A 19,254-nucleotide genomic window follows, 5' to 3' on the forward strand; every position below is an offset into this window, starting at 1 on the left:
ATGTTCCGTAAACATAGCGTAGCAGGGGAATGTCAGAAGAATATCAGAGATGGCTGTTCAGCAGCTGTTCGGTCTCGGCCAAAAGCTGCCCGAAATGATATTGATCCGCCAGCTGGTCCCATTGCCGCTGGTATTTTTTGCGGTAGGACTCATCTTTTACATGCTGCGAAAGGAAGGTGAGCGTAAGGTGCAGATTGTTGATCAGATGGGGGATGAATTGCGTCTGGCGCGTCGTCTCGATGCCGTCGTCCAGCGATTTCCGGGCGGCTGGCACCGCGCCCTGCAGGTACAGAAAGAAGGCCTTGCCCACGAGAAAAGCGCCGCGCTCGCGCTGGATCGGGTGCTGCGCGAGCAACGTCTCGCATTCCCGGAGCTTGCTTGCCGCTGCGTCCAGTTTTCCCTCCAATAGATATGTGTACATTTCCTTCAATAAAAAGATCGCAGTGAAGCTGGGAGATTGCAGGTCCATGATCATCTGCCGAATATCGTCCAGATGACGGCGCGCCTTCTCCAGCATGCCAGCCTGCAAATAGAGAAAGGCGATGTTCAGCTGCAGATCGTACATCCATTTTTGCTCCACATGGTCGCCTTTGGCGATCAGCCGTTCCGCAAAGGAAAGCGATAGCTTGGGATCACGCTGAATGGCAGCGTGGACAAAGACGGCGTAGGACGCTTTCTGCCAAAACGTCAAGGTGTCCGTATGAATCAGCCAAGAAAAATCGCCCCGGACAAAATGAAGGTAGGCGTCATAAAACGGATCGCCCGGCAAACCAAGCACGTCCCGATTGGAGGAGAGCAGCTGCATGGCGGCGCCCATGCCGAGCCCGTGATATTTGACGAGCATCTGTTTGACGTTGGCAGCAAACTCCTCATCCTGCAAAAGCGGGCTTTCCTGCTGCTTTGGGGCGTGGCGCGTCAGCTTGTAGCCTTGTCCACGGATCGTCTCCACGCTGATCAGGTGCGACCAGGCGGTGAGCTTTTTGCGGACGCGGTAGATGTGATCGTCGACGGTACGGTCGACGGGCGTCTCCAACGGCCAGACGGCATCGAGCAGCTCGTCGCGCGAAAAAATGCGTCCCGGGTGCTCATAAAGGAAGCGGAGCAAGGCAAACTCCTTGGGCAGAAGCTGGATGCTTTCCCCGGCGTAAACAGCCTGAAGCGTATCCGGTTCAAAATGGATCATTGCGTCCTCCTCATCCGCCTAGCGCTCCGGGTCGATCCCGTGCTTGCGCATTTTGTTGTACAGCGTGCCGCGCGACATGCCGAGCAGCTCCGCCGCAGCCTTTTTATTGCCGTAGGTACGGTCGAGCGCGGCGATGATCCGCTCGCGTTCCTGTGCATCGTGTTTTTTGCCGGCCATTTCCGCAAAAGCTGGCATAGGTGCTGGCTCCGCCGGGGTGAAGCTAAAGGCGGGCGCTGGCTCGCCTTGCTGCAACCGGATGCTGTGCGGCAGATGCTCGGCCGAAATGATCCCGTTTTCCTGCAAAATGAACAGCCGTTCCATCACATTGCGCAGCTGGCGGATATTCCCTGGCCAGTGGTAATGGAGCAGCGGCTGCATCACTTCAGGCAGCATCCGGGGAACCGGCTGGTTTTGGGTCGTCGCATATTCCTGCAGAAAAATTTGCACGAGTTCGGGAATGTCCTCGCGGCGTTCGCGGAGCGACGGGATTTCAATGGAAAAGACGTGCAGCCGGTAATAGAGGTCTTCACGGAAACGCCCTTCGGCGACCATCGCTTCGAGCTGCCGGTTTGTCGCAGCGATGATGCGCGTGTTGACACGGATCGGCTCCGTTCCGCCGACACGGTAAAACTGACGCTCCTGCAAAGCCCGCAGCAGCTTGACCTGCAGCTCAAGCGGCAGCTCCCCCACCTCATCGAGAAACAGCGTGCCTTCATGCGCCAGCTCCAGCTTGCCGGGCTTCCCTTTTTTCTCAGCGCCGGTAAATGCGCCGCCCTGATAGCCGAACAGCTCGCTCTCAAACAGCGCGGCCGGGATGGCGCCGCAGTTGATGGCGATAAAAGGCTTGTCGTGCCGTTTGCTCGCTTGGTGGATCGCCTGGGCAAACAGCTCCTTGCCCACGCCGCTCTCGCCGTACAAGAGAACGGTTGCGTCGGTTTGCGCCACTTTCCGTGCCGACTGGATGGCGGACTGAATGGCGGCGGAATGCCCTTTGATCATGTAAAACGGGTCGTCCGCAGCCTGAAACCGGTTCATCTCCTGCTTTAGCGTATGCAGATGCGCCGTCATGTCTGCCAGCTCTTCATTGAGGCGAACCAATTCGGTAATGTCTTGCTCGATGGAGATGGCGCCGATGATTTCCTCATCCCGATAGATCGGAGCCGAGTTGATCAGCACATGCCGGTCCGGACGGGGCACGTGATAGACGCGCTGAACCGAAGTCCCGTGCGACAAGGCGTCGATCAAACGGATGGACTCGCTGGAAAAATGCGTGTCGAGCGAGGTTCCGACCACATCCGTGCGCGAGATTTCATAAATTTTTTCCGCTGATTCATTCCAATACAGCACGCGGTTTTCTTTATCGACGATCGTAATCGCCTCGCTGACGGTAGCCAGCATCGTTTCGAGCAGCTTGCTCTGGTTTCCCGCGATTTCCGCAAGTGCGGCAAACAGCTGGGAAAAAGCGACCCGCCTGTAAGCGTCGCCCGGATGCGCGGGCGCAATGAGCAGGTCAGGCAGCGGTGCAGCGGGCGCCTGCTGGACGAGCCGAATCGCGTCGAGCAGCGGCGTATCGCCTGCCAGTATCAGCACAGGCAAGACGGAGTCATCTTCCACGCGAACACCTGTGGATGTGGCGCTGCGTATGATGGCAGTATCATCGATGGCAGAGGCATCCAGTGAGGAGATGGGGCTTTGCAAGGAGAATAATGGCTTCACAAGATCACATCCTAAGCTGGAGAGATGATGTAAGTCGTACAAGTTTGTACTATCAATGTACAATAATGAACAACGATTGTACATATGTGTATAGATCGTATACGAATTGCAGTTGCAATGATGACGAAATTCCTCGAATTATGGATGGCATGGAACATGCATTATGACTTGAGCAGAGCATGCACGTTTAGGGAGGAGACTTAGTCACAATGGAACAACTCATGAAGGATTTCTTCCTGTTTTTGTCCAAAAACCAAAGCTTGAACGCAGCCGCGAAAAAATGGGGACTGCGCTTCGGAGCAAGCCGGTTCGTATCGGGCGAGACGATTCAAGAGGCGATCAAAGGTGTAAAAGACTTGAATCAGAAAGGTCTGTGCTGCACCCTCGACCATCTGGGCGAATTCGTATTCAGTGTGGAAGAAGCAAACGAATCGGCTGACTACTGCATCAAAACGCTGGAAGCGATCCACAGCTCCGGTGTCGACTGCAACCTCTCGCTGAAAATGACACAGCTCGGCCTCGACATCAGCCGTGAACTGTGCGTTACCAATATGCGCCGCATTCTTGATTCCGCGAAGAAAAACGGCAACATCTTCGTCCGCATCGACATGGAAGACTACGCGCACAACGAGGTCACGCTGGAAATCTTGCGCGAACTTTTGCAGGATTATGACAATGTCGGCACCGTTATCCAGGCGTACCTGTACAAATCCGCCGATGACATCGACAGCCTCAAAGACAAGCGCCCGAATTTCCGCCTGGTAAAAGGGGCTTACAAAGAGTCGCCGCAAGTCGCGTATCCAAACAAGGCCGATGTGGATGAGAATTACAAAAAAATCATCAAGCAGCATCTGCTGAACGGAAACTACGCAGCGGTCGCGACCCATGACGACAACATCATCGCTTATGTCAAACAGCTGGAGAAGGAATACAACATTCCGCGCTCCCAGTTTGAATTCCAAATGCTCTACGGCATCCGCACGCAATCCCAGGTGGATCTGGCGCGCGAAGGGTACCGCATGCGCGTGTATGTTCCGTACGGCAACGACTGGTATGGCTACTTCATGCGCCGTCTGGCGGAAAGCCCTGCCAATGTGAAGTTCGTGTTGAAAGGCATGTTTACCAAGTAATTTTCGTTTGCACTTATTTTTGGCACTTCTTATCTCAAAGCCGGTTTCTTGCATACTGCGGGGGATCGGCTTTTTCCATTATAATGAAATGACCGAGGGACACGATCCTGGGAAAAGGGAAGAGGAGTGACGTCCAGCCGATGTTTGCCACCACCATAACGATGAAACCACCTTATTCATTTGAACGGCTTTTGCAGCGCCTGTTGACACATCCCGATGAGCAGTTGCAGATCGATGCGGCAGCAGGCGTGATCCGGCGGGCACTACGTTTGGACGGACAGCCTGTGCTTGTTGTTTTTCGCTTTGGCGGCAGCGTGGAGGAACCGGTTTTGCAGATCGAGACGGAGGCAGCGCTGACGCAGCGCCAGCAGGACGAACTGATTCGCGTCTCCCGGCACATGTACGGTGTCGATGTCGATCTGGAGCCGGTCTATCGCCGTATGCGCGAAAGTGCGGAGCTGCGCCCGCTGACGGAAAAGTTTCGCGGGCTGCGTCTCTTGCATGATCCCGACCTGTTTCAGTCGATGGTCCGAACGATCATCGGGCAGCAGCTGAATCTGGCGTTCGCTGCGACCTTGACGCATCGGCTGATCAGACAGGCCGGGGATGTGATTGTGGATCAACAAGGGCGCGAGTTCCTGGTTTTCCCGACGCCGGAAGCGGTCGCCCGCCTTGAGGTGGAGCAGATGCGCGCCTGGCAGTTCAGCCAGCGCAAGGCGGAGTATATCATCGACTTTGCCCGCGCTGTCGTCTCGGGCGATGTTGATTTGGACCGTCTGCATGCGATGCCGGATGAAGACGTGATCGCCTGTTTGTCCAAGCTGCGCGGAATCGGCCGCTGGACGGTCGAGTGTCTGCTGATGTTTGGCATGGGACGTCCCGATCTGCTGCCTGCTGCCGATATCGGGCTGCGCAACGGCATTCAGCTGGTGTACGGGATTGCCGAGAAGCCGGACGAGCAGGAGATTCGCCGGATCGGCGAGAGCTGGGCGCCTTATCGCAGCTACGTCAGCCTGTACTTGTGGGAGGCGGTGGGCGAAGCGAAACGGGAGGCGGCGCGGGAGAAGGCGGAAAGCAAGCCGCGTCGCAAGTGAGGCGTTTCCCCGGTTCTGTCCGAAAGCAAAGTAGAGCATCAGGGAGTAACCTTCTCCCCGATGCTCTTTTTGTACGTACCGATTATTTTTCCGCGTTCTGCCGATTGGAAAACGCGACGCCGGCCAAAATGCAGGCAGCTCCAATGAAAAAGCCGAAGCTCAAATGCTCGCCCAGCAACAGCCAGCCAAACAGCGTGCCGACGATCGGCTGAAAGAAGAAAAAGACTGCGCCGCTTCCGGCCTGCACCATCTCAAAGCCTTTGTTCCACAAATAAAAGGCGACGGTCGTCGAGATGACCCCGACGTACAGCACGCCCGCCCAAATGTCCCAGCCAAAGCCCCAGTCGATCGGTGTGGTAGACATCTCCCAGATCATCAGCGGACTGCTGAAAAGCACGCCGAAAAATGACACATAGGCGGTAACGGCGAGCGACGAGTACGTTTGGGTGGCCCGTTTGCAAAGCACGGTGTACAGCCCCCAGCTTACGGCGGCGACAAGCAGGATGAGGTTGCCAGTCAAGGAATGGCCTTCTCCGGACGAATCCGGCAGGCCGACGACAACCAGGACGCCCGCTGTCGCCAGCGCGATGCCGACGATCTGATGAATGCCGATGCGCTCCTTCAGCAGCCAGACGGCAAAAACCGCGATAAATGCAGGCGAGGCCGACGTGATGATCGCGCCCATGTGCGCATTCGATAGCTTGGTACCCAAAAACTGCGCGGCGATCGAGATCGTGACACCTACGAAGCCGACCAGCATCATCAACGGCAAATCGCGCTTGCTGACGTATTCCTTGCGCGCGACGACGATTGCGCCGAGAATCAGCAGTGAGATGGTGAAGCGGATGATGAGCAACGTAAACGGCGGAATGTAGGCGAGCACGACTTTGCTCACGACATAGACCCCGCCCCAGATCGCTGCGGCAAGCGACAGCCAGAGACATCCCAGCAATTGTTGTTTTGTATGTGCATTCATGCGTAAAAGCCCTCCCGGAGTGGATTCATTCGTTGCAAGTATCCTCCTGGCCGGGGGGAACAAAGGCAGTGCGATCCATTCATTCCCGTCCGTCTAGGAAACGAACGATCCGGGTACATCCCGCTCAAATCGGCTGTGCTGCATCATGATCACCTCCACGTCGATTGAAACAGCGATTTGGAAAAACTTGATAAGAATGTACCACACTTTCGACCGGACAGCTACGGGAATGGAAAGAATAATCTGATAGCTGAAAATGCAGGAATTGCGGCATTGCCAAAATTTTTCACGGAACTGTGTACGATTGGGAGACAGCCGGGGATGCAAGCGAGCAACCGAATGGACGGCCTGCAAATGATCAGGAAGCGGCTTCGAAGGAAGAAGCCATCACCCGGTTCATCAACCAGACCAAGCCGGAACTGCTTTATCTATGGCCCAAGGCCAAGGCGGGTGAGGGAGCGGGAGAAGCCCCCTTGCTTGTGTACCAGCCGAAAAGGAAATGACCCTTTTCGGCTGCTTTCTTTTGGACCATCCCGATGTGCAATGATTATGAATGATCATTCACTCAGTAGCGGTAATGAGGTATACTGGGAAAAAAGGAAAAGGGAGAGGTCGCGGATGAAAACGGTCTTTGCACATACGGTTCGTTCGACAGAAGTGGATTTGATCGGGCATGTCCATCACGCCAAATATTTGGAGTATATGGAATGGGCACGCAACGATCTGATGGAAGAGGCTTGCGGCTATACGCTCGAAGAGATGATGAGCCGCAATACGCTGCCGGTGATTGTAAATGTAAACATCAATTACCGTAAAGAATTGAAGCTGGGCGAGCGCATCAAGGTGATTTCCTGGCTGACCCGCGCTGGCCAAAAAAGCTTCACCATGCGCCAGGAAGTGTGGACAGAAGACGAGATCTGCTCCTGCGAGGCCGATGTGACGATGGTGATGATCGATGGAGAGACGCGCCGATCCATCGAGCTGCCTGCCGAAATCAGGGCCGCTTTCGAAGCGTAGCGCGCTGCCGATTCATATTGACAAATTTCCTTTGGTGATAAAAGATGGAAAGATGGATAAATCTAAGGTAGTGAATCATTAAGGGGATGTTTGGAAATATGAAGGACTCGCGGCGAAAAGTTTTGATCGCTCTGCTCGTCTCCACGTTTTTGACCGCGATCGAATCGACGGTTGTCAGTACGGCGATGCCGAAAATTGTGCGTGACCTGGGCGAAAGCCAGTATTTATCATGGATCTTTTCGATTTATTTGTTGACGATGGCGGTAACGACGCCGATTTACGGGAAGCTGGCAGACCTGTTCGGCCGCAAACGCGTGTTTATGGTCGGGACGGGGATCTTTTTGGTTGGGTCCCTTTTGTGCGGGCTGTCGGGCTCGATGTTTCAGTTGATGATTTTCCGGGCGGTGCAGGGCTTGGGCGCCGGAGCGGTCCAGCCGATCACGATGACGATTTTGGGCGACATTTTTAATCAGCAGGAACGGGCAAAGGTGATGGGCCTCGTGAGCAGCATGTGGGGCATGGCCGGGATCGTCGGTCCGCTCGTCGGCGGATTTTTCGTGGATTATGTATCATGGCACTGGATTTTTTACATGAACATCCCGATCGGCCTGGCATCGATCCTGCTGCTGGCCAAGTTTTTCAACGAAAAAATCGTGCCGAAAAAAATCAATGTCGATTATGTGGGAGCATGTCTGTTTACGATCAGCGTCAGCTTGTTTTTGTATCTGCTCCTCGCTGGCGGCGAAGGAAAGCAATCCGTGTGGGATGGCAATTCGCTGATTTTGCTGGTGATCAGCATCGCGGTATTTATCGGCTTTTTGTTCGTGGAACGGCGCGTACCGGAGCCGATGCTGCCGATGTCGCTGTACAAAAGCAAGCTGAACGTATTTTCGCAGGCGGTCGGCTTTACGCAGAGCATTCTTTTGATCGGCGCGGGCGCTTACCTGCCGCTGTGGATTCAAGACATTCACGGCCATTCGGCTACGTATGCAGGGTTTGCGCTTTTGCCGGAGTCGATCGGCTGGTTGATCGCGGCTTCCTTCGGCGGCCGCCTGATGCTGAAACGCGGCTACAAGCTGGTTTCGCTGATCGGGGCAGTCCTTTTGATCATCGCGGGCATCTGGCTGGCGACGGTCACGCCGGAAACGCCGGAATGGGTCATTCCGGCTGTCATCTTCATCATGGGACTGGGCTTCGGCGCGTCGTTTACGGCGATGACCATCGCGGTCCAGAGCAGTGTCTCCTGGCAGGAGCGAGGCGTCGCCACCGGCACGCTGCAGTTCATGCGAACCATGGGGCAGACGGTTGGAGTGGCGATTCTGGGCGTCGCGCTCAACGCGTTCGTAAGCAAAGGTGGCGAAGGCGCTTTGGCAAACGGGTTGATGAATGTGTTCATGTGGATGCTGATCATCTCCGTGCTCGGCTTTGCGCTCTCGCTCTTGCTGCCCAAACCGGCCAAGCAGCCGGAGGGCGCGAATTAGCGATTTCACTCGGAAAGCAAGCGGGCAATATGACGGACCAACGGGTTTTGGGGATCGCCGATCTCCAGGCCCGTTTTTTGTTGGGCGATTTGGGCTGCCGTTACCATGGAGAGCTGTGCCGCCCAAATTTGCTCCGCATCGCCCACTGTCTGCTGCAACTCGATCAAATAGCTGCTGACGGTTTGGTTGTAAGCGTCGAGCTTTCCCTGCATGACGAGCGCAAACGAATCGGGAATGACCTCAACTGTAATGTGCGGAGCTTTTCCGATGGAAGCGGCATAGGACATCAAGCGGGACACCGTTCCATCCACGGTTGCCGGATTCGTGAATACGAGGCGGATCGGCTTTGGCGCAGCACATATTTCGGCAAAGAACGGCTCATCGATTTTGATGAGCGGAATGCTGCTTGGCTGATCTTTCATCGCGGCGATGTAGTTCGTGCATGTGATCAACAGCAGGTCTGCCCCACAGCGGATGATCCAGTCCAGCTGGTCTGCGATCTTGCGCTCCGCCTGCTGCGCGTCGAAGGACGGGTCGTGCCCGAGACGATGGACGAGGCCCGGATCGACGAAATGCACAAGCTCCATGTCGAATGGCGCGAGCGCCGCGTCGATGAGGGCAATGTTGGAATGGTGGGCGTGCAGGCAGCTGATGCGGGTCGGGGTGTGTTTCATAATGATCACTCCATTCAAGGTTTCGGAATAAACGGCCGTTGCTCTTCGATCAGACGCCGATTTGCCCACAGCGATACGAGCAGCATGGCGATCAGCACGCTGTCAAGCGACGTGACGACCAACTCTCCGATCGGCGGCCATTCAAAAAGCGTGCTGGCAAAAAAGCAAAGTTTACTTGTCAGAATCACACAGCTAGCGAGAATGATGCGAATCCAGTAGTGACGTTTTTGCGCGCGCGTGCGTCCTTGTTGAAAAGCGCGGCTTCCCCGCCTGTCGCGCAGCTTGTACAAGTAAGCGGCAATCACGGTCAAACCAACCAGCGTGCTGCCGTGCTGGGCCAGCTTGTACAGCGGAACTTCGGCAAGTAGCAGCGGAATGCGTGTGCGCAATGCGTCGACATGGATGACAACATAGCCGTTCTGATGCGTGAAGTGATCCCACAGCACATGGGTAGCCATTCCGATGAGCGCCGAGCTTGCGAACAGCAGAACTGCTTTGCCTGATCGGATCGACCAGGGCGTGCTGGCAAGCGGGGCGTACCAGCGATCGAGCGGGGCAGGCAAATGCAAAAGCAGCGGCCGCTTGATCACGCGGTGGAACAACCAGCTTGCGATGAGTGCAAGCGGCAAATCGTAGAGGAAAAAGCCGATGAGCGTGTGCCCCCACACCGAATGCGGCTTGAAGTGGAGAAAGTATTCAAAATCGGGGACCATGCTGCCCACGATCAGACCGGTGAAACAGAAATAGCGGCGAAAGCGTGCCGGCAGCCAGACAACAGCGGCAGGATGGGCGAAAGTAAACGGCATCTCCACACGTCCTTAGCAAAAAAGTTGATAGGCTCATCATAGCACATTGCCAGAAAAAGGATGGATCAATATGGAAACGATAGTTTATCGCATCATGGAGCAGGAAGAGCTGGCGCGAATCGGGGAGATTGACAGAACAGAGGAGTGGACATTCAAATACGTGTACAAGGACGGGGAGCTGCAAAAAGAGCCGGTCCACTATCAAATTGCGCGCTGGGATGAACAGCAAGTGGCAGAGCATAGTGACATGCTCCTGCCGCTGTTGCAGGAAGGCGGCAGCATGGTCGGCGCGTTTGCCGGGGAGGTGCTGGTAGGTGTCGCGGCCTTGGGGAACCGCTTGTTGGGCGAAAAGCAGGACTTGCTGCAGATGGCGTTTCTTTACGTCAGCCATGCTTTTCGCCGCCAAGGAATTGCCCAGCGGTTGATGGACAACATGTGTGAGCTTGCTATGGCGCGGGGAGCGGCAGGTTTGTACATTTCCGCGACTGAATCGGGCTCGGCCGTCGGCTTTTACCTCGACTACGGATGCGAGTTCGCCGATCGTGTCGACCCAGAGCTGTTTGCGAAGGAACCGGCGGATATTCACCTGATTCTCCGCTTTGCATAATTTCAGTTTCCGGCGTGAATCTCTTTGATGCTTTTCCCGCCCAGAAAAGCGTGTGCCATACGCAAGCGGCCGACCGTATCGAAATGGTAGCGTTTGTACACCTTCTCGACCTGCTCATTGATCGGATACACCCAAAACTGCTTGTAGCCTTGCAGCGCGACTTCTTCCTGCATGTGGCGAATGAGGATGCCGATCAGTCCCTGTCCGCGCCATTCCTTGCGAGTGGCCACATTTTCCAGGCGGATGTGCGAGCCGGCCTTGAAGGTACAGGCGGTCGAGACGGCCATGCCGTTCACAGACAGCAAGTAGTAATCGTAAGCGGGATTGGCAAACTCCAGCTGGAATGCTTTCTCGCGGACTTCCCTGCCTCCGAATTCCGCAATGCTGCACTCGACTTCCATCGCCTCAGCGAAATTGTGCGAGCCGACTCTTTCAATCGAGACGCGATCGTCATGAGGGGCGTTTGCGAGCTGGCCATTCCACAGCTGTACAGCATGATCGAACTCTTCATAGCCGAAGCCGCGAGCGGTCAGCTTTTCGATGAACGGAGCGAGCGCTTCGACATTGTGCAAGTAAAAGCGTGGCGTAATCGCTTTTTCACGGTAAAACTGGATCACCTCGTCGATGACCTCATCAGGATCGGCAGGCAGGACGCTCAAATGGGCATGGTTGGCATCGTAATGAGCCGGATTTTGCTCATTGAAAAACAAATCTCCCCACGCGCGCTTTTCGCGTGACGCGTAGCTTAAGATCTGGGCGGTATCGAATTCTTCCGTGATGTTTTCAATCATCATTTCAAGTGCTCTCCCTTTTACATCGCAATCTTGTCAGCAGATTGGCGATCAATTAGAATTTTATGGATAAACTTGCCAGGGATGGTGAATCGAATGGAAACGCTGATTCAATCAGACAGGCTGCTGTTTCGGCCGACCCGATCGGATAATATTCCTTTTGTGATGATGACGGAAAGCGATGAAGAGAACAGCCGCTTTGTGTTGCAATGGACGGCCGATCAGCATGAACAGGCGAGTAAGGAAGCAGACGTGGGACATATCGTCATCGAAACGATCGGAGAACGGAAGCAAATCGGCTATCTGATCGTGGCGGGTTTGCAAAATCCGCATCAAAGCGTCGAGCTGAAGCGCATTGCCATCACGGAAAAAGGAAAAGGCTACGGCAGAGAGGCATTGAAGCTGATCAAGCGATGGGTGTTCGAGCATGCAAGAGCCCATCGGTTTTGGCTCGATGTGAAAGAACAGAATGCCCGCGCGCGGCACTTGTATGAAACGGAAGGCTTCATCGTGGAAGGCGTTACCCGGGAATGCCTGAAAAACGGCGATTCGTTCGAGTCGCTTGTCGTGATGTCGATGCTGCGTCCAGACTATCATCGAGTTGAGCGGGCAAAAGCATGACTGTGTATTATTATCATTTTAGCGAAGAGGCAGCCATCTCGCGTTTCGAGCCGCGCTGCCATCCGGCGCATCCGGATTTGGGCCCTGCCGTGTGGGCTATCGATGAAAAGCGGGCGCCGCTGTACTTTTTCCCCCGGGATTGTCCGCGCATCGCATTCTGGTCCACACCCGCTACGACTGACTGGGACCGGGAACGATTTCTTGGGCATACCGCTGCACGTATGGTCATTGCCGTCGAAAACCGCTGGCTTGATAAAATCAGGGAGACCGACGTCTATGTCTATCGCTTTGCGGGCGAGCCGTTTCGTTGCATGGATGAGGGAGCGGGATACTTTATTGCGGAGCAGCCGGTTACGCCGCTTTCCGTGGAACCGGTCGGCGACCTTTTGCGGCGGCTGGCCGATGCAGAAGTCGAGCTGAGGATGACGCCAACGCTCGCCCCATTGCGGGATGTGCTGCTTGGCTCAACGCTGCATGTGTCCATGATCCGGATGAGGAATGCAATCCTTACCCCTTGAAGGACGGCCAATCTCCGTCAGGTACCAGCGTGCCGTGTTCGGCAAGCCACTCCCGGCGATTGGGGGCATACAGGTAGAGGTAGCACTCCACCGCGTCTCCGCTTTCGGTGACCGCGTTGACCACGATCCGCTCATATTCATTCGTATCGCGATTCGGTTCGTAATCTTCCAGCTCGTCGAGCAGGCGGAGCGCCTCGGGCGCGTTTTGCAGCTCGACCAGTTCGCCCTTCACAAGGTTGTCGCCTTCGATCAGGGCGGGGTATCCGACCGGCAGATCATACAATGTGCCGCGCACCGTCGCTTTTTGCGTATGTTTGGCAAAAGGCGCGATGATGTGATGGTAGCGTTGGCCCTGGCACAATGTTCCGTATACAAAAACTTTCGTCAGCATCAGCATCCCCCTACCGGTAAAAAATTTCGGATTGAAACATTCCCATTATACGGGCGTCTTGGCGAAAAGAAAAGAAAGCGTGGCCGTCGTGCCGTGCAAGAAAGGAAATACATATGGAAGGAAAGAAATGCCGCCTCATGACAAGGCTTGTGCTCGGGTTCGCGCTTGCATGTCTGGTCAGCGGCTGCTCGGTACCGGATAGCCCACTCGAACGAGCAGACGGTGACAGCCTCGTCCGCAGCGAGCCGTACCAGCTTTATCAGCATGTTACGGAAGTTAAGCATGTGAAGCCGCTTGCCATCGAAGCGGCGATTCCGCACTTGCCGGAACCGATACATGATAGTGTGAGTCGGCTCGGTGTGCCTAACCTGCCGTTTCAGGTAGGAAAGGCCTCGGCCTACTTGGTGACCTTCACGGACGAAACGTCCAAAACCCCGCTAAATCAGGTGCAGCTTGTCTATTTGAAGGAGAAGGATGAGTACGGCCGATATGGTGAGGAGTTCGTAGCCATCACGATGACTGAGGCAAAAGCGGACCCGTTTGCCGGTCTTGCCGTTGCCGAATCGGGGGTCGATCTGTTCGGCAACAAGCTTCTCGTGGAAAAGGCAGGTAAGGATACACGGCTGTTCCATCATATTCTGCAAACGAACGGCGGCTACGTCTCCCATTATTATGACTACGACGAAGCGGCGAATCGCGTGTCTGTGACGACAACGAGTGCCAATGAGCTGGATTTTTACGCGCATGGGTATTTGTATCAGATCAATTATGTGGTGAACGGGAATCAAGCAGACGAGGCCGTGCAGCGGAGTATGGTGGAGCTGGCAAAGCAGCTGCTCCCCAAAAACGAAGAGGAACCAGCCTAGGAGAGCTGGTTCCATTTGTTTCCGAACACGGGAGTGACATATGATTGGAGCAGCTGGATCAGCGATTCGCTGTCCGATGCCGAAAGCAGCAATTGCTTGTGCTCTTCTTTGACGAATCCGGCCGCGATCGAATGGTCGATCATTTGCAGCAGCGGTGTGTAATAGCCGGCGATATTGAAAATGCCGATCGGTTTTTGATGGATGCCGATCTGCGCCCAGCAAATCATCTCAAACAATTCTTCAAACGTCCCGAAGCCGCCGGGAAGCGCAATGTAGGCGTCAGCCAGCCTGCTCATGGTCGCTTTCCGCTCGTGCATATCTTTTACCTCGATCAGTTGCGTCAGTCCGGTATGGACCACCTCGCCGCGAAACAGTCCGGTCGGCATCACGCCGGTGACGCTTCCGCCGAGCACCAGCACCTGATTGGCCAACTCGCCCATCAAGCCCAGCCGGGAACCGCCATAAACCAGCTCCAATCCGTTATTCACAAGCGCACGGCCCAATTCTTTGGCATGGTGCACATAGTCTGGATGCGCCCCCAAATTGGAGCCTGCGTAAACACATACTCGTTTCATCCGCTTCTGTCCACTCCCTTCGACTCTATCCACAAGTATAAGGACATTTGAAAGGGAAGGGAAGGGCAAGGTGCGAATCGCTAAAGCGATCCGTGCGCGAGCTTTCCATTGAACAAGACTGCTGTTCGCTTCGAGCGGCGGGCGATGGTTTCCGCCGAGCAGGACGCCTCCACCAGGACGAGGCTTGCCTCATCGCCGATCTGCGGCCACAGTCGATTCCCGTCGCGGTCCAGCGTCGTTTTGCCGCCCGTGATGAACGTCAGCGCTTCCGTCAGCGAACGCTCGTCGATCCAGCGGCAGCGCTCGGCCAGGCGATTCGCTTTGTCGAGCACTTCACCGCCGCCATAGGGCGCCCACGAGTCATAGAAGCCGTCACAGCCGAGCGCGACCTTAACTCCTTTTTCATGCAGGAGCGGGATCGGCAGCATGGCTCGGTTGATCGGTACGGTCGACATGATCTGGATGCCCAACCCGGCGAAGCGGTCGATCATCTCGCTCGCTTGCTCCATAGGCACATCGCCGAGCGCGAATGCGTGGCTGATCGCCATCCGGTTTTGCCAGCCGGCTTCCTCGGTCATGGCAGCGAGCCGCTTCATCGTATGCAGTCCGAGCAGCGAGCCGTCGTGCAGGTGGATATCGACATCGGCATTGGCTTCCACCGCGATCTCCATCATGTGCGACAGGGAGTGCTCGATATTTTCGTCCACCCCCGCAGGATCAAGGCCGCCGACCAATGTGGCCCCTTCTTTCATCGCCTGCCGCATCAGCGCAGCGGATTGCGTGCGCAAGAGGCCGTGCTGCGGAAAAGCGACGATCTCATAGGTCAGCTTGTCGCTGAACGCCTCCAGCGCCTCGCGCACCCCCTCCAAATTTTTCAACCCGACGTATGGGTCGATATTGACATGCGTGCGAATATGCGTGGAGCCGGCTGCGGAGATCAATGACAGCATCGCCATCGCCCGCGTTTTCACACTGTCTAAAAGGACGAGCGATTCCTTGGCTTCAAAGTCAAGCCGCTCGATCAGGCCGTTTACCGGCTTGCACGATTTCCATTTATAGCCCATGTATGTTTTGTCGAGATGGTTGTGCTTTTCGACAAAGGAGGGGAGCGCAAGAAGCTCTTTCGCATCATAGCGGGGGAGATCGGTGTCAAGCGGCAGGCTGGCAGGGCGAATGTCTGCGATTTTGCTGTTTTGCACTTTCAGGTGGCACAGCTCGGAGCGCGTGTGTACCACGCCATCTTCATCTTCTTCAAAGCCGCTGTCCAATCGCACGTTTGTGAGCCAGTACAGAGAATGCATCCGTCACTCATCCTTTCCAAATGGGGCGTATCCCTTCAAGTATAGAGCGGCGGAAGCGGTTCGTTTTGCTGGCGATTTACCAGTTTTTAAAAAATTTTTACTTTTTTGCGTGAACGCCGCTTTTATTCAAAGCAGCGCTCGCCATTCAGATAGTAGCTGTCTTCGCGGTACGTCTTGAAGGCGACCTCGATTTCCGCCACTCCGGTCCCGCGAACGTGTCTGGACAGCGCGTGGGCGAACCGGTCGCGCGTCTCGAGTCCGCGTTCGAACCAGGCGACTTCGATGAACGGGAACGATTCGACGACAGATCCTGCGAAAACGGCTGTCGTGGACAAAACGTCAATGGTGAAATTGTCGGTGCCGCACTGGCAGATAGCGGCTAATTCTTCAACAAGCGGCGCGCTGATCTGTTTCATTTGTTCAACGCTAACACCGCGAACGAGTAAATGTGGCATGGGGCATGTCTCCTTTTCGTCGAATGGCTCCATTATAGCAAAAATCGGCTGATTTCCTCGCTGCGTGCGTAACGAAAAATCGTGCGATCGTCAAGGGCAGCGGCACATTTGGCGCGATTTCGTTCCACCACTTTCACACACAATTGAAATTATTATGAACAAAGCACGATTGCCATTATGTTAATGTGTTTAATCAACTATAATCAAAGCGGGCAATCGTGATCGACTGCCGTCTATTTTGGTTGTACGTATTTTGTGGAGGTGCTTTTCTTTTGAAAACAGCCTTGTCGCGCATGCGTCTCATCGCACTGATCGAAGGTCTTTCCTATCTGTTTCTGCTGTTCATCGCCATGCCGTTGAAATACTTTGCGGGGCTCCCGCAAGTCGTGACGGTTGCTGGCGGCCTGCACGGGCTCTTTTTTGTCCTGTATTTGATCGCGCTCATCAATGTTACGATTGCGGATGGCTGGAAATTCGGCCGCGTGCTGTTCACGTTCGTGATCGCATTCGTGCCGTTCGGCAACTTTATTCTCGATTCCCGTTTGCGCAAAGAATAGAATAGACCGTTGACATGACCTTGGAAGGCGATCGGACTTTGATCGCCTTTTTGTCGTGTGCAAAAAGTGGGCGATCGTCCATTCCTGATTCCGGGCCGAAACATATCATAAAGTGGTGCATTGAATTCGCTGGGGGGCGGAGGCATGAGGATCAATAAATTGATGGTCGTAGCGCACCCGGACGATGAAGCGATTTTCGGTGGCGCACAGTTATTGAAAAGGACGGGGTGGAAGGTTATTTGCGTAACGAACGGCGATCACCCGGTGCGGCGGCGCGAATTTATCAGGGTGATGAGACGCGCGGGCGCCGCCTATGAAATCTGGAGCTTTCCCGATCAATGGAAAGGCGATTTTGACCGGAAGGCTTTAAAGGCGAAGCTGAAAAAAGAATTGGCTTCCCATTCCTACAAAAAAATCGTGACGCACAACAAAAAGGGAGAATACGGACACACCCAGCATATCGCGCTATCGCAAATCATGCATTCGCTGGTGAAAAAGAACCTGCATGTATTTAAAAAAGGGAAAAAATTGATGCCATTGACTTTGCTGAAAAAGAAGCTGGATCTGCTCATGCTGTATCCAAGCCAGCGCTCCATCATTGAAATGTACAAAAAAGAGATCATGTATGAAGCGCTGAAAAAAGTAAATTGATGGCGTTGGGGGAGGAAGGAGCATGAGGGTATTGATCGCATATTGTTACAGTCTTCCCCATGTCGGGGGGCTGTGGACGTATGTGCATGAATTGAGGCAAGCGCTGGAGAAAAAGGGACATTCGGTCGCGATCCTGGGTGCCGATGCAAGGAACCAGCATTATTATTTGCTCGGTACCGATCAAACGGTGCGGACACGCTCATTCTCCAGCGTGGTGAAGCCGATTGTCGAGCAGTATTACAAGAAGCGTCGGCCCAAGCTGGATAGCTGGATCTTGAACCGCGAGATTTTCCGCTATTCCTTTGAGTTGGCTGCTGCCTATTTCGGCCTGCAGCAGTATGACATCATTCATACGCAGGACGCCGAATCGACACGGGCGATCTGGCGGGTCAAGCCGGCAAAAACCCCGCTGATCAGCACGTTTCATTGTTCCCATACAAGGGAAACGTTTGTGGCCCAGACCAAGGCTCCCGGGACGATGCGGTGGCGCTACGTCGCCGTGGAAGAAAAGTTGGCGGTGAATGCGGCGGATAACCTGATCGTTCCGTCGAATTGGCTGCACTCGATCATTCAGGCGGATTACCATCCTGAGAAAAATCACATAAGGGTCATTCCGCATGGCATCGATGCGGCCATGCTGCGAGCGCGGATGGCAGCTCCCTCGCCGCTGGAGCGGAAGGAAGGAATCGCCGCCATTGTTTGTGTGGCGAGGCTCGTTCCGGAAAAAGGACACCGCTACTTGTTCGAGGCGTTGGCGCAACTGAAAAAAGTTCGTCAAGACTGGGTTTGCTGGCTTGTGGGTGACGGCTACTTGCGCAGAACCTTGACGGAAATGCGGGATCGCGTGGGGTTGCAGGAACAGGTCGTGTTTGCAGGCTCCCAAGAAAATGTACCAAGCATTCTCGCACAAGCAGACATCTTCGTTCTGCCAAGCATGCTGGAAACGCTGGGGTATGCGGCGATGGAGGCGCAGCTTGCCGGAAAGGCGGTAATCGTGACGGACGCAGGCGGCTTGGGGGAAGTGGTCCAGCATATGCAGACGGGAATGGTGGTGCCGACAGGGCAAATTGCCCCACTTTCGGCCAGCCTGCTGCGCCTTCTCGATGACCGGAAGCTTGCCCGTCGGCTTGGGGCGAATGCGCGCCGGTGGGCACGAAAGCAGTGGCCGGTCGAAAACATGCTTGGCCAAACGATGGACGTTTACCGCAACGCTTTTGACCAAGTCAAGCGGGCAGCCGGCAGCGAAAGCGAGGGAATGGTCTTTGGCAATCAGCCGATCAAGCCGTTTGCCAGGCTCTTTGCCAAGCGCTACGCGAATAAGGTGGAGGATATGCCGCTGTGGAAAGCCGCAATCGCTTCGCTCCCTGACGGCTATGCCATTCCGGATGGGGAAATCGCCAAACGTCTTACCGCTGATACTTAAATGGAATCAAATCGCTGACCGCGCATTTGCGCAGATCGCCGCCGTCGGGCAAAATGACGTTGATCTGCGGCCCGTAGTCACCAAGCAGCTCACGGCACATCCCGCAGGGGGAAACGACGCGGATTTCGCGATTCTCGTTGTCTGGATCGGGATGGAGCACAGCCACGATCGTGTCGAAATCGTTGAAGCCTTCGGAGATCGCTTTTCCGATCGCCATCGCCTCTGCACAGACGGCGACGCGGCCCACATTCGCTTCAAGGTGGACGGCGGTGAACACTTCACCCGTCTTGGTGCGCACGGCGGCACCGACATGGTGGCGTTCAAACACATAGAGCCTTTTAATCGTGTCACGGGCAGCTTCGACCAGCTGTTGGTCTTCTTGGGTAATTTCGTTCATAAACATCCTCTCGATCTCTCCTTG

The 19,254-nt window shown here is 55.0% G+C and carries 23 protein-coding genes; 12 read left to right on the plus strand and 11 right to left on the minus strand.

Features of this window, described 5'->3' with window-relative positions; genetic code table 11:
- Positions 1-43: 43 nt before the first annotated feature.
- Complete coding sequence (locus ACTID9_RS04370) at positions 44-1,183, minus strand: winged helix-turn-helix domain-containing protein (protein WP_441070027.1); 1,140 nt, start codon at positions 1,181-1,183, stop codon at positions 44-46.
- A gap of 18 nt (positions 1,184-1,201) precedes the next feature.
- Positions 1,202-2,899 carry a sigma-54 interaction domain-containing protein gene (locus ACTID9_RS04375; protein WP_441070028.1) on the minus strand — a complete coding sequence of 566 codons (1,698 nt, stop codon included), beginning with the start codon at positions 2,897-2,899 and terminating at the stop codon, positions 1,202-1,204.
- A gap of 209 nt (positions 2,900-3,108) precedes the next feature.
- Between ACTID9_RS04375 and ACTID9_RS04380 the strand changes: the two genes are divergently transcribed.
- Together ACTID9_RS04380 and ACTID9_RS04385 are read left to right on the plus strand one after the other, a co-directional pair.
- The gene (locus tag ACTID9_RS04380; RefSeq protein ID WP_441070030.1) at positions 3,109-4,029 is read left to right on the plus strand and encodes a proline dehydrogenase family protein; all 921 of its coding nucleotides are present in this window, start codon (positions 3,109-3,111) and stop codon (positions 4,027-4,029) included.
- A gap of 140 nt (positions 4,030-4,169) precedes the next feature.
- Positions 4,170-5,123 (plus strand): DNA-3-methyladenine glycosylase family protein, encoded by a 954-nt coding sequence (locus tag ACTID9_RS04385; protein WP_441070032.1) that lies wholly within the window; start codon positions 4,170-4,172, stop codon positions 5,121-5,123.
- Positions 5,124-5,205: 82 nt separating this feature from the next.
- Here the strand turns inward: ACTID9_RS04385 and ACTID9_RS04390 are convergent, their stop codons facing one another.
- Positions 5,206-6,099, minus strand: coding sequence for a DMT family transporter (locus ACTID9_RS04390; RefSeq protein ID WP_441070034.1), 894 nt, complete (start codon positions 6,097-6,099; stop codon positions 5,206-5,208).
- Between the two features lie 296 nt (positions 6,100-6,395).
- Here ACTID9_RS04390 and ACTID9_RS04395 point away from each other — a divergent pair, with 296 nt between their 5' ends.
- The 3 genes from ACTID9_RS04395 (at position 6,396) to ACTID9_RS04405 (ending at position 8,597) form a co-directional block, all read left to right on the plus strand.
- Complete coding sequence (locus ACTID9_RS04395; protein WP_441070035.1) at positions 6,396-6,602, plus strand: hypothetical protein; 207 nt, start codon at positions 6,396-6,398, stop codon at positions 6,600-6,602.
- Between the two features lie 115 nt (positions 6,603-6,717).
- The gene (locus ACTID9_RS04400; RefSeq protein ID WP_441070037.1) at positions 6,718-7,116 is read left to right on the plus strand and encodes an acyl-CoA thioesterase; all 399 of its coding nucleotides are present in this window, start codon (positions 6,718-6,720) and stop codon (positions 7,114-7,116) included.
- A gap of 98 nt (positions 7,117-7,214) precedes the next feature.
- Positions 7,215-8,597: an MDR family MFS transporter gene (locus ACTID9_RS04405; protein WP_441070039.1), complete on the plus strand. Its 1,383-nt coding sequence runs from the start codon at positions 7,215-7,217 to the stop codon at positions 8,595-8,597.
- Between the two features lie 5 nt (positions 8,598-8,602).
- On the opposite strand, the gene ACTID9_RS04410 is transcribed toward ACTID9_RS04405, so the two are convergent.
- Positions 8,603-9,271, minus strand: coding sequence for a hypothetical protein (locus ACTID9_RS04410; RefSeq protein WP_441070041.1), 669 nt, complete (start codon positions 9,269-9,271; stop codon positions 8,603-8,605).
- Between the two features lie 14 nt (positions 9,272-9,285).
- Entirely contained in the window at positions 9,286-10,077 is a 792-nt protein-coding gene (locus ACTID9_RS04415; protein ID WP_441070042.1) for a DUF4184 family protein, read from the minus strand.
- Between the two features lie 70 nt (positions 10,078-10,147).
- On the opposite strand from ACTID9_RS04415, the gene ACTID9_RS04420 reads away from it, so the two are divergent.
- Positions 10,148-10,684 (plus strand): GNAT family N-acetyltransferase, encoded by a 537-nt coding sequence (locus ACTID9_RS04420; RefSeq protein ID WP_441070044.1) that lies wholly within the window; start codon positions 10,148-10,150, stop codon positions 10,682-10,684.
- 2 nt (positions 10,685-10,686) lie between these two features.
- Here ACTID9_RS04420 and ACTID9_RS04425 read toward each other — a convergent pair whose 3' ends face one another.
- A complete protein-coding gene (locus tag ACTID9_RS04425; RefSeq protein ID WP_441070046.1) occupies positions 10,687-11,478 on the minus strand; it encodes a GNAT family N-acetyltransferase in 792 nt (263 codons plus the stop codon).
- A 93-nt stretch (positions 11,479-11,571) separates the two neighbouring features.
- On the opposite strand from ACTID9_RS04425, the gene ACTID9_RS04430 reads away from it, so the two are divergent.
- Together ACTID9_RS04430 and ACTID9_RS04435 are read left to right on the plus strand one after the other, a co-directional pair.
- The gene (locus ACTID9_RS04430; protein ID WP_441070048.1) at positions 11,572-12,096 is read left to right on the plus strand and encodes a GNAT family N-acetyltransferase; all 525 of its coding nucleotides are present in this window, start codon (positions 11,572-11,574) and stop codon (positions 12,094-12,096) included.
- Positions 12,093-12,614 carry a DUF6886 family protein gene (locus ACTID9_RS04435; protein WP_441070050.1) on the plus strand — a complete coding sequence of 174 codons (522 nt, stop codon included), beginning with the start codon at positions 12,093-12,095 and terminating at the stop codon, positions 12,612-12,614. Before ACTID9_RS04430 ends, ACTID9_RS04435 begins: the two co-directional genes overlap by 4 nt.
- Here the strand turns inward: ACTID9_RS04435 and ACTID9_RS04440 are convergent.
- The gene (locus ACTID9_RS04440) at positions 12,604-13,005 is read right to left on the minus strand and encodes a gamma-glutamylcyclotransferase family protein (RefSeq protein WP_441070052.1); all 402 of its coding nucleotides are present in this window, start codon (positions 13,003-13,005) and stop codon (positions 12,604-12,606) included. The genes ACTID9_RS04435 and ACTID9_RS04440 overlap by 11 nt on opposite strands.
- A gap of 113 nt (positions 13,006-13,118) precedes the next feature.
- Here ACTID9_RS04440 and ACTID9_RS04445 point away from each other — a divergent pair, with 113 nt between their 5' ends.
- The gene (locus ACTID9_RS04445) at positions 13,119-13,871 is read left to right on the plus strand and encodes a hypothetical protein (protein ID WP_441070054.1); all 753 of its coding nucleotides are present in this window, start codon (positions 13,119-13,121) and stop codon (positions 13,869-13,871) included.
- Here the strand turns inward: ACTID9_RS04445 and ACTID9_RS04450 are convergent.
- From ACTID9_RS04450 to ACTID9_RS04460, 3 genes are all read right to left on the minus strand, one after another.
- A complete protein-coding gene (locus ACTID9_RS04450) occupies positions 13,868-14,446 on the minus strand; it encodes a TIGR00730 family Rossman fold protein (RefSeq protein WP_441070056.1) in 579 nt (192 codons plus the stop codon). The genes ACTID9_RS04445 and ACTID9_RS04450 overlap by 4 nt on opposite strands.
- A gap of 80 nt (positions 14,447-14,526) precedes the next feature.
- Positions 14,527-15,747 carry an amidohydrolase family protein gene (locus ACTID9_RS04455; protein ID WP_441070057.1) on the minus strand — a complete coding sequence of 407 codons (1,221 nt, stop codon included), beginning with the start codon at positions 15,745-15,747 and terminating at the stop codon, positions 14,527-14,529.
- Between the two features lie 122 nt (positions 15,748-15,869).
- Positions 15,870-16,202: a DUF1904 family protein gene (locus ACTID9_RS04460; protein WP_441070059.1), complete on the minus strand. Its 333-nt coding sequence runs from the start codon at positions 16,200-16,202 to the stop codon at positions 15,870-15,872.
- 293 nt (positions 16,203-16,495) lie between these two features.
- Between ACTID9_RS04460 and ACTID9_RS04465 the strand changes: the two genes are divergently transcribed.
- The 3 genes from ACTID9_RS04465 to ACTID9_RS04475 all read left to right on the plus strand — a co-directional run bounded on the left by ACTID9_RS04465 (position 16,496) and on the right by ACTID9_RS04475 (position 18,833).
- Positions 16,496-16,759, plus strand: a complete 264-nt coding sequence (locus tag ACTID9_RS04465; protein ID WP_441072409.1) for a DUF3817 domain-containing protein — start codon at positions 16,496-16,498, stop codon at positions 16,757-16,759.
- 144 nt (positions 16,760-16,903) lie between these two features.
- Positions 16,904-17,410, plus strand: coding sequence for a PIG-L family deacetylase (locus ACTID9_RS04470; RefSeq protein ID WP_441070061.1), 507 nt, complete (start codon positions 16,904-16,906; stop codon positions 17,408-17,410).
- A 22-nt stretch (positions 17,411-17,432) separates the two neighbouring features.
- Positions 17,433-18,833, plus strand: coding sequence for a glycosyltransferase family 4 protein (locus tag ACTID9_RS04475; RefSeq protein WP_441070063.1), 1,401 nt, complete (start codon positions 17,433-17,435; stop codon positions 18,831-18,833).
- Here the strand turns inward: ACTID9_RS04475 and ACTID9_RS04480 are convergent.
- Entirely contained in the window at positions 18,817-19,236 is a 420-nt protein-coding gene (locus ACTID9_RS04480; RefSeq protein WP_441070065.1) for a cytidine deaminase, read from the minus strand. The two genes, ACTID9_RS04475 and ACTID9_RS04480, sit on opposite strands and share 17 nt — an antisense overlap.
- Between the last annotated feature and the right edge of the window lie 18 nt (positions 19,237-19,254).

The sequence above is a fragment of the Brevibacillus fluminis genome, assembly GCF_052072235.1.
Classification (GTDB): Bacteria; Bacillota; Bacilli; order Brevibacillales; family Brevibacillaceae; genus Brevibacillus_D; species Brevibacillus_D fluminis_A.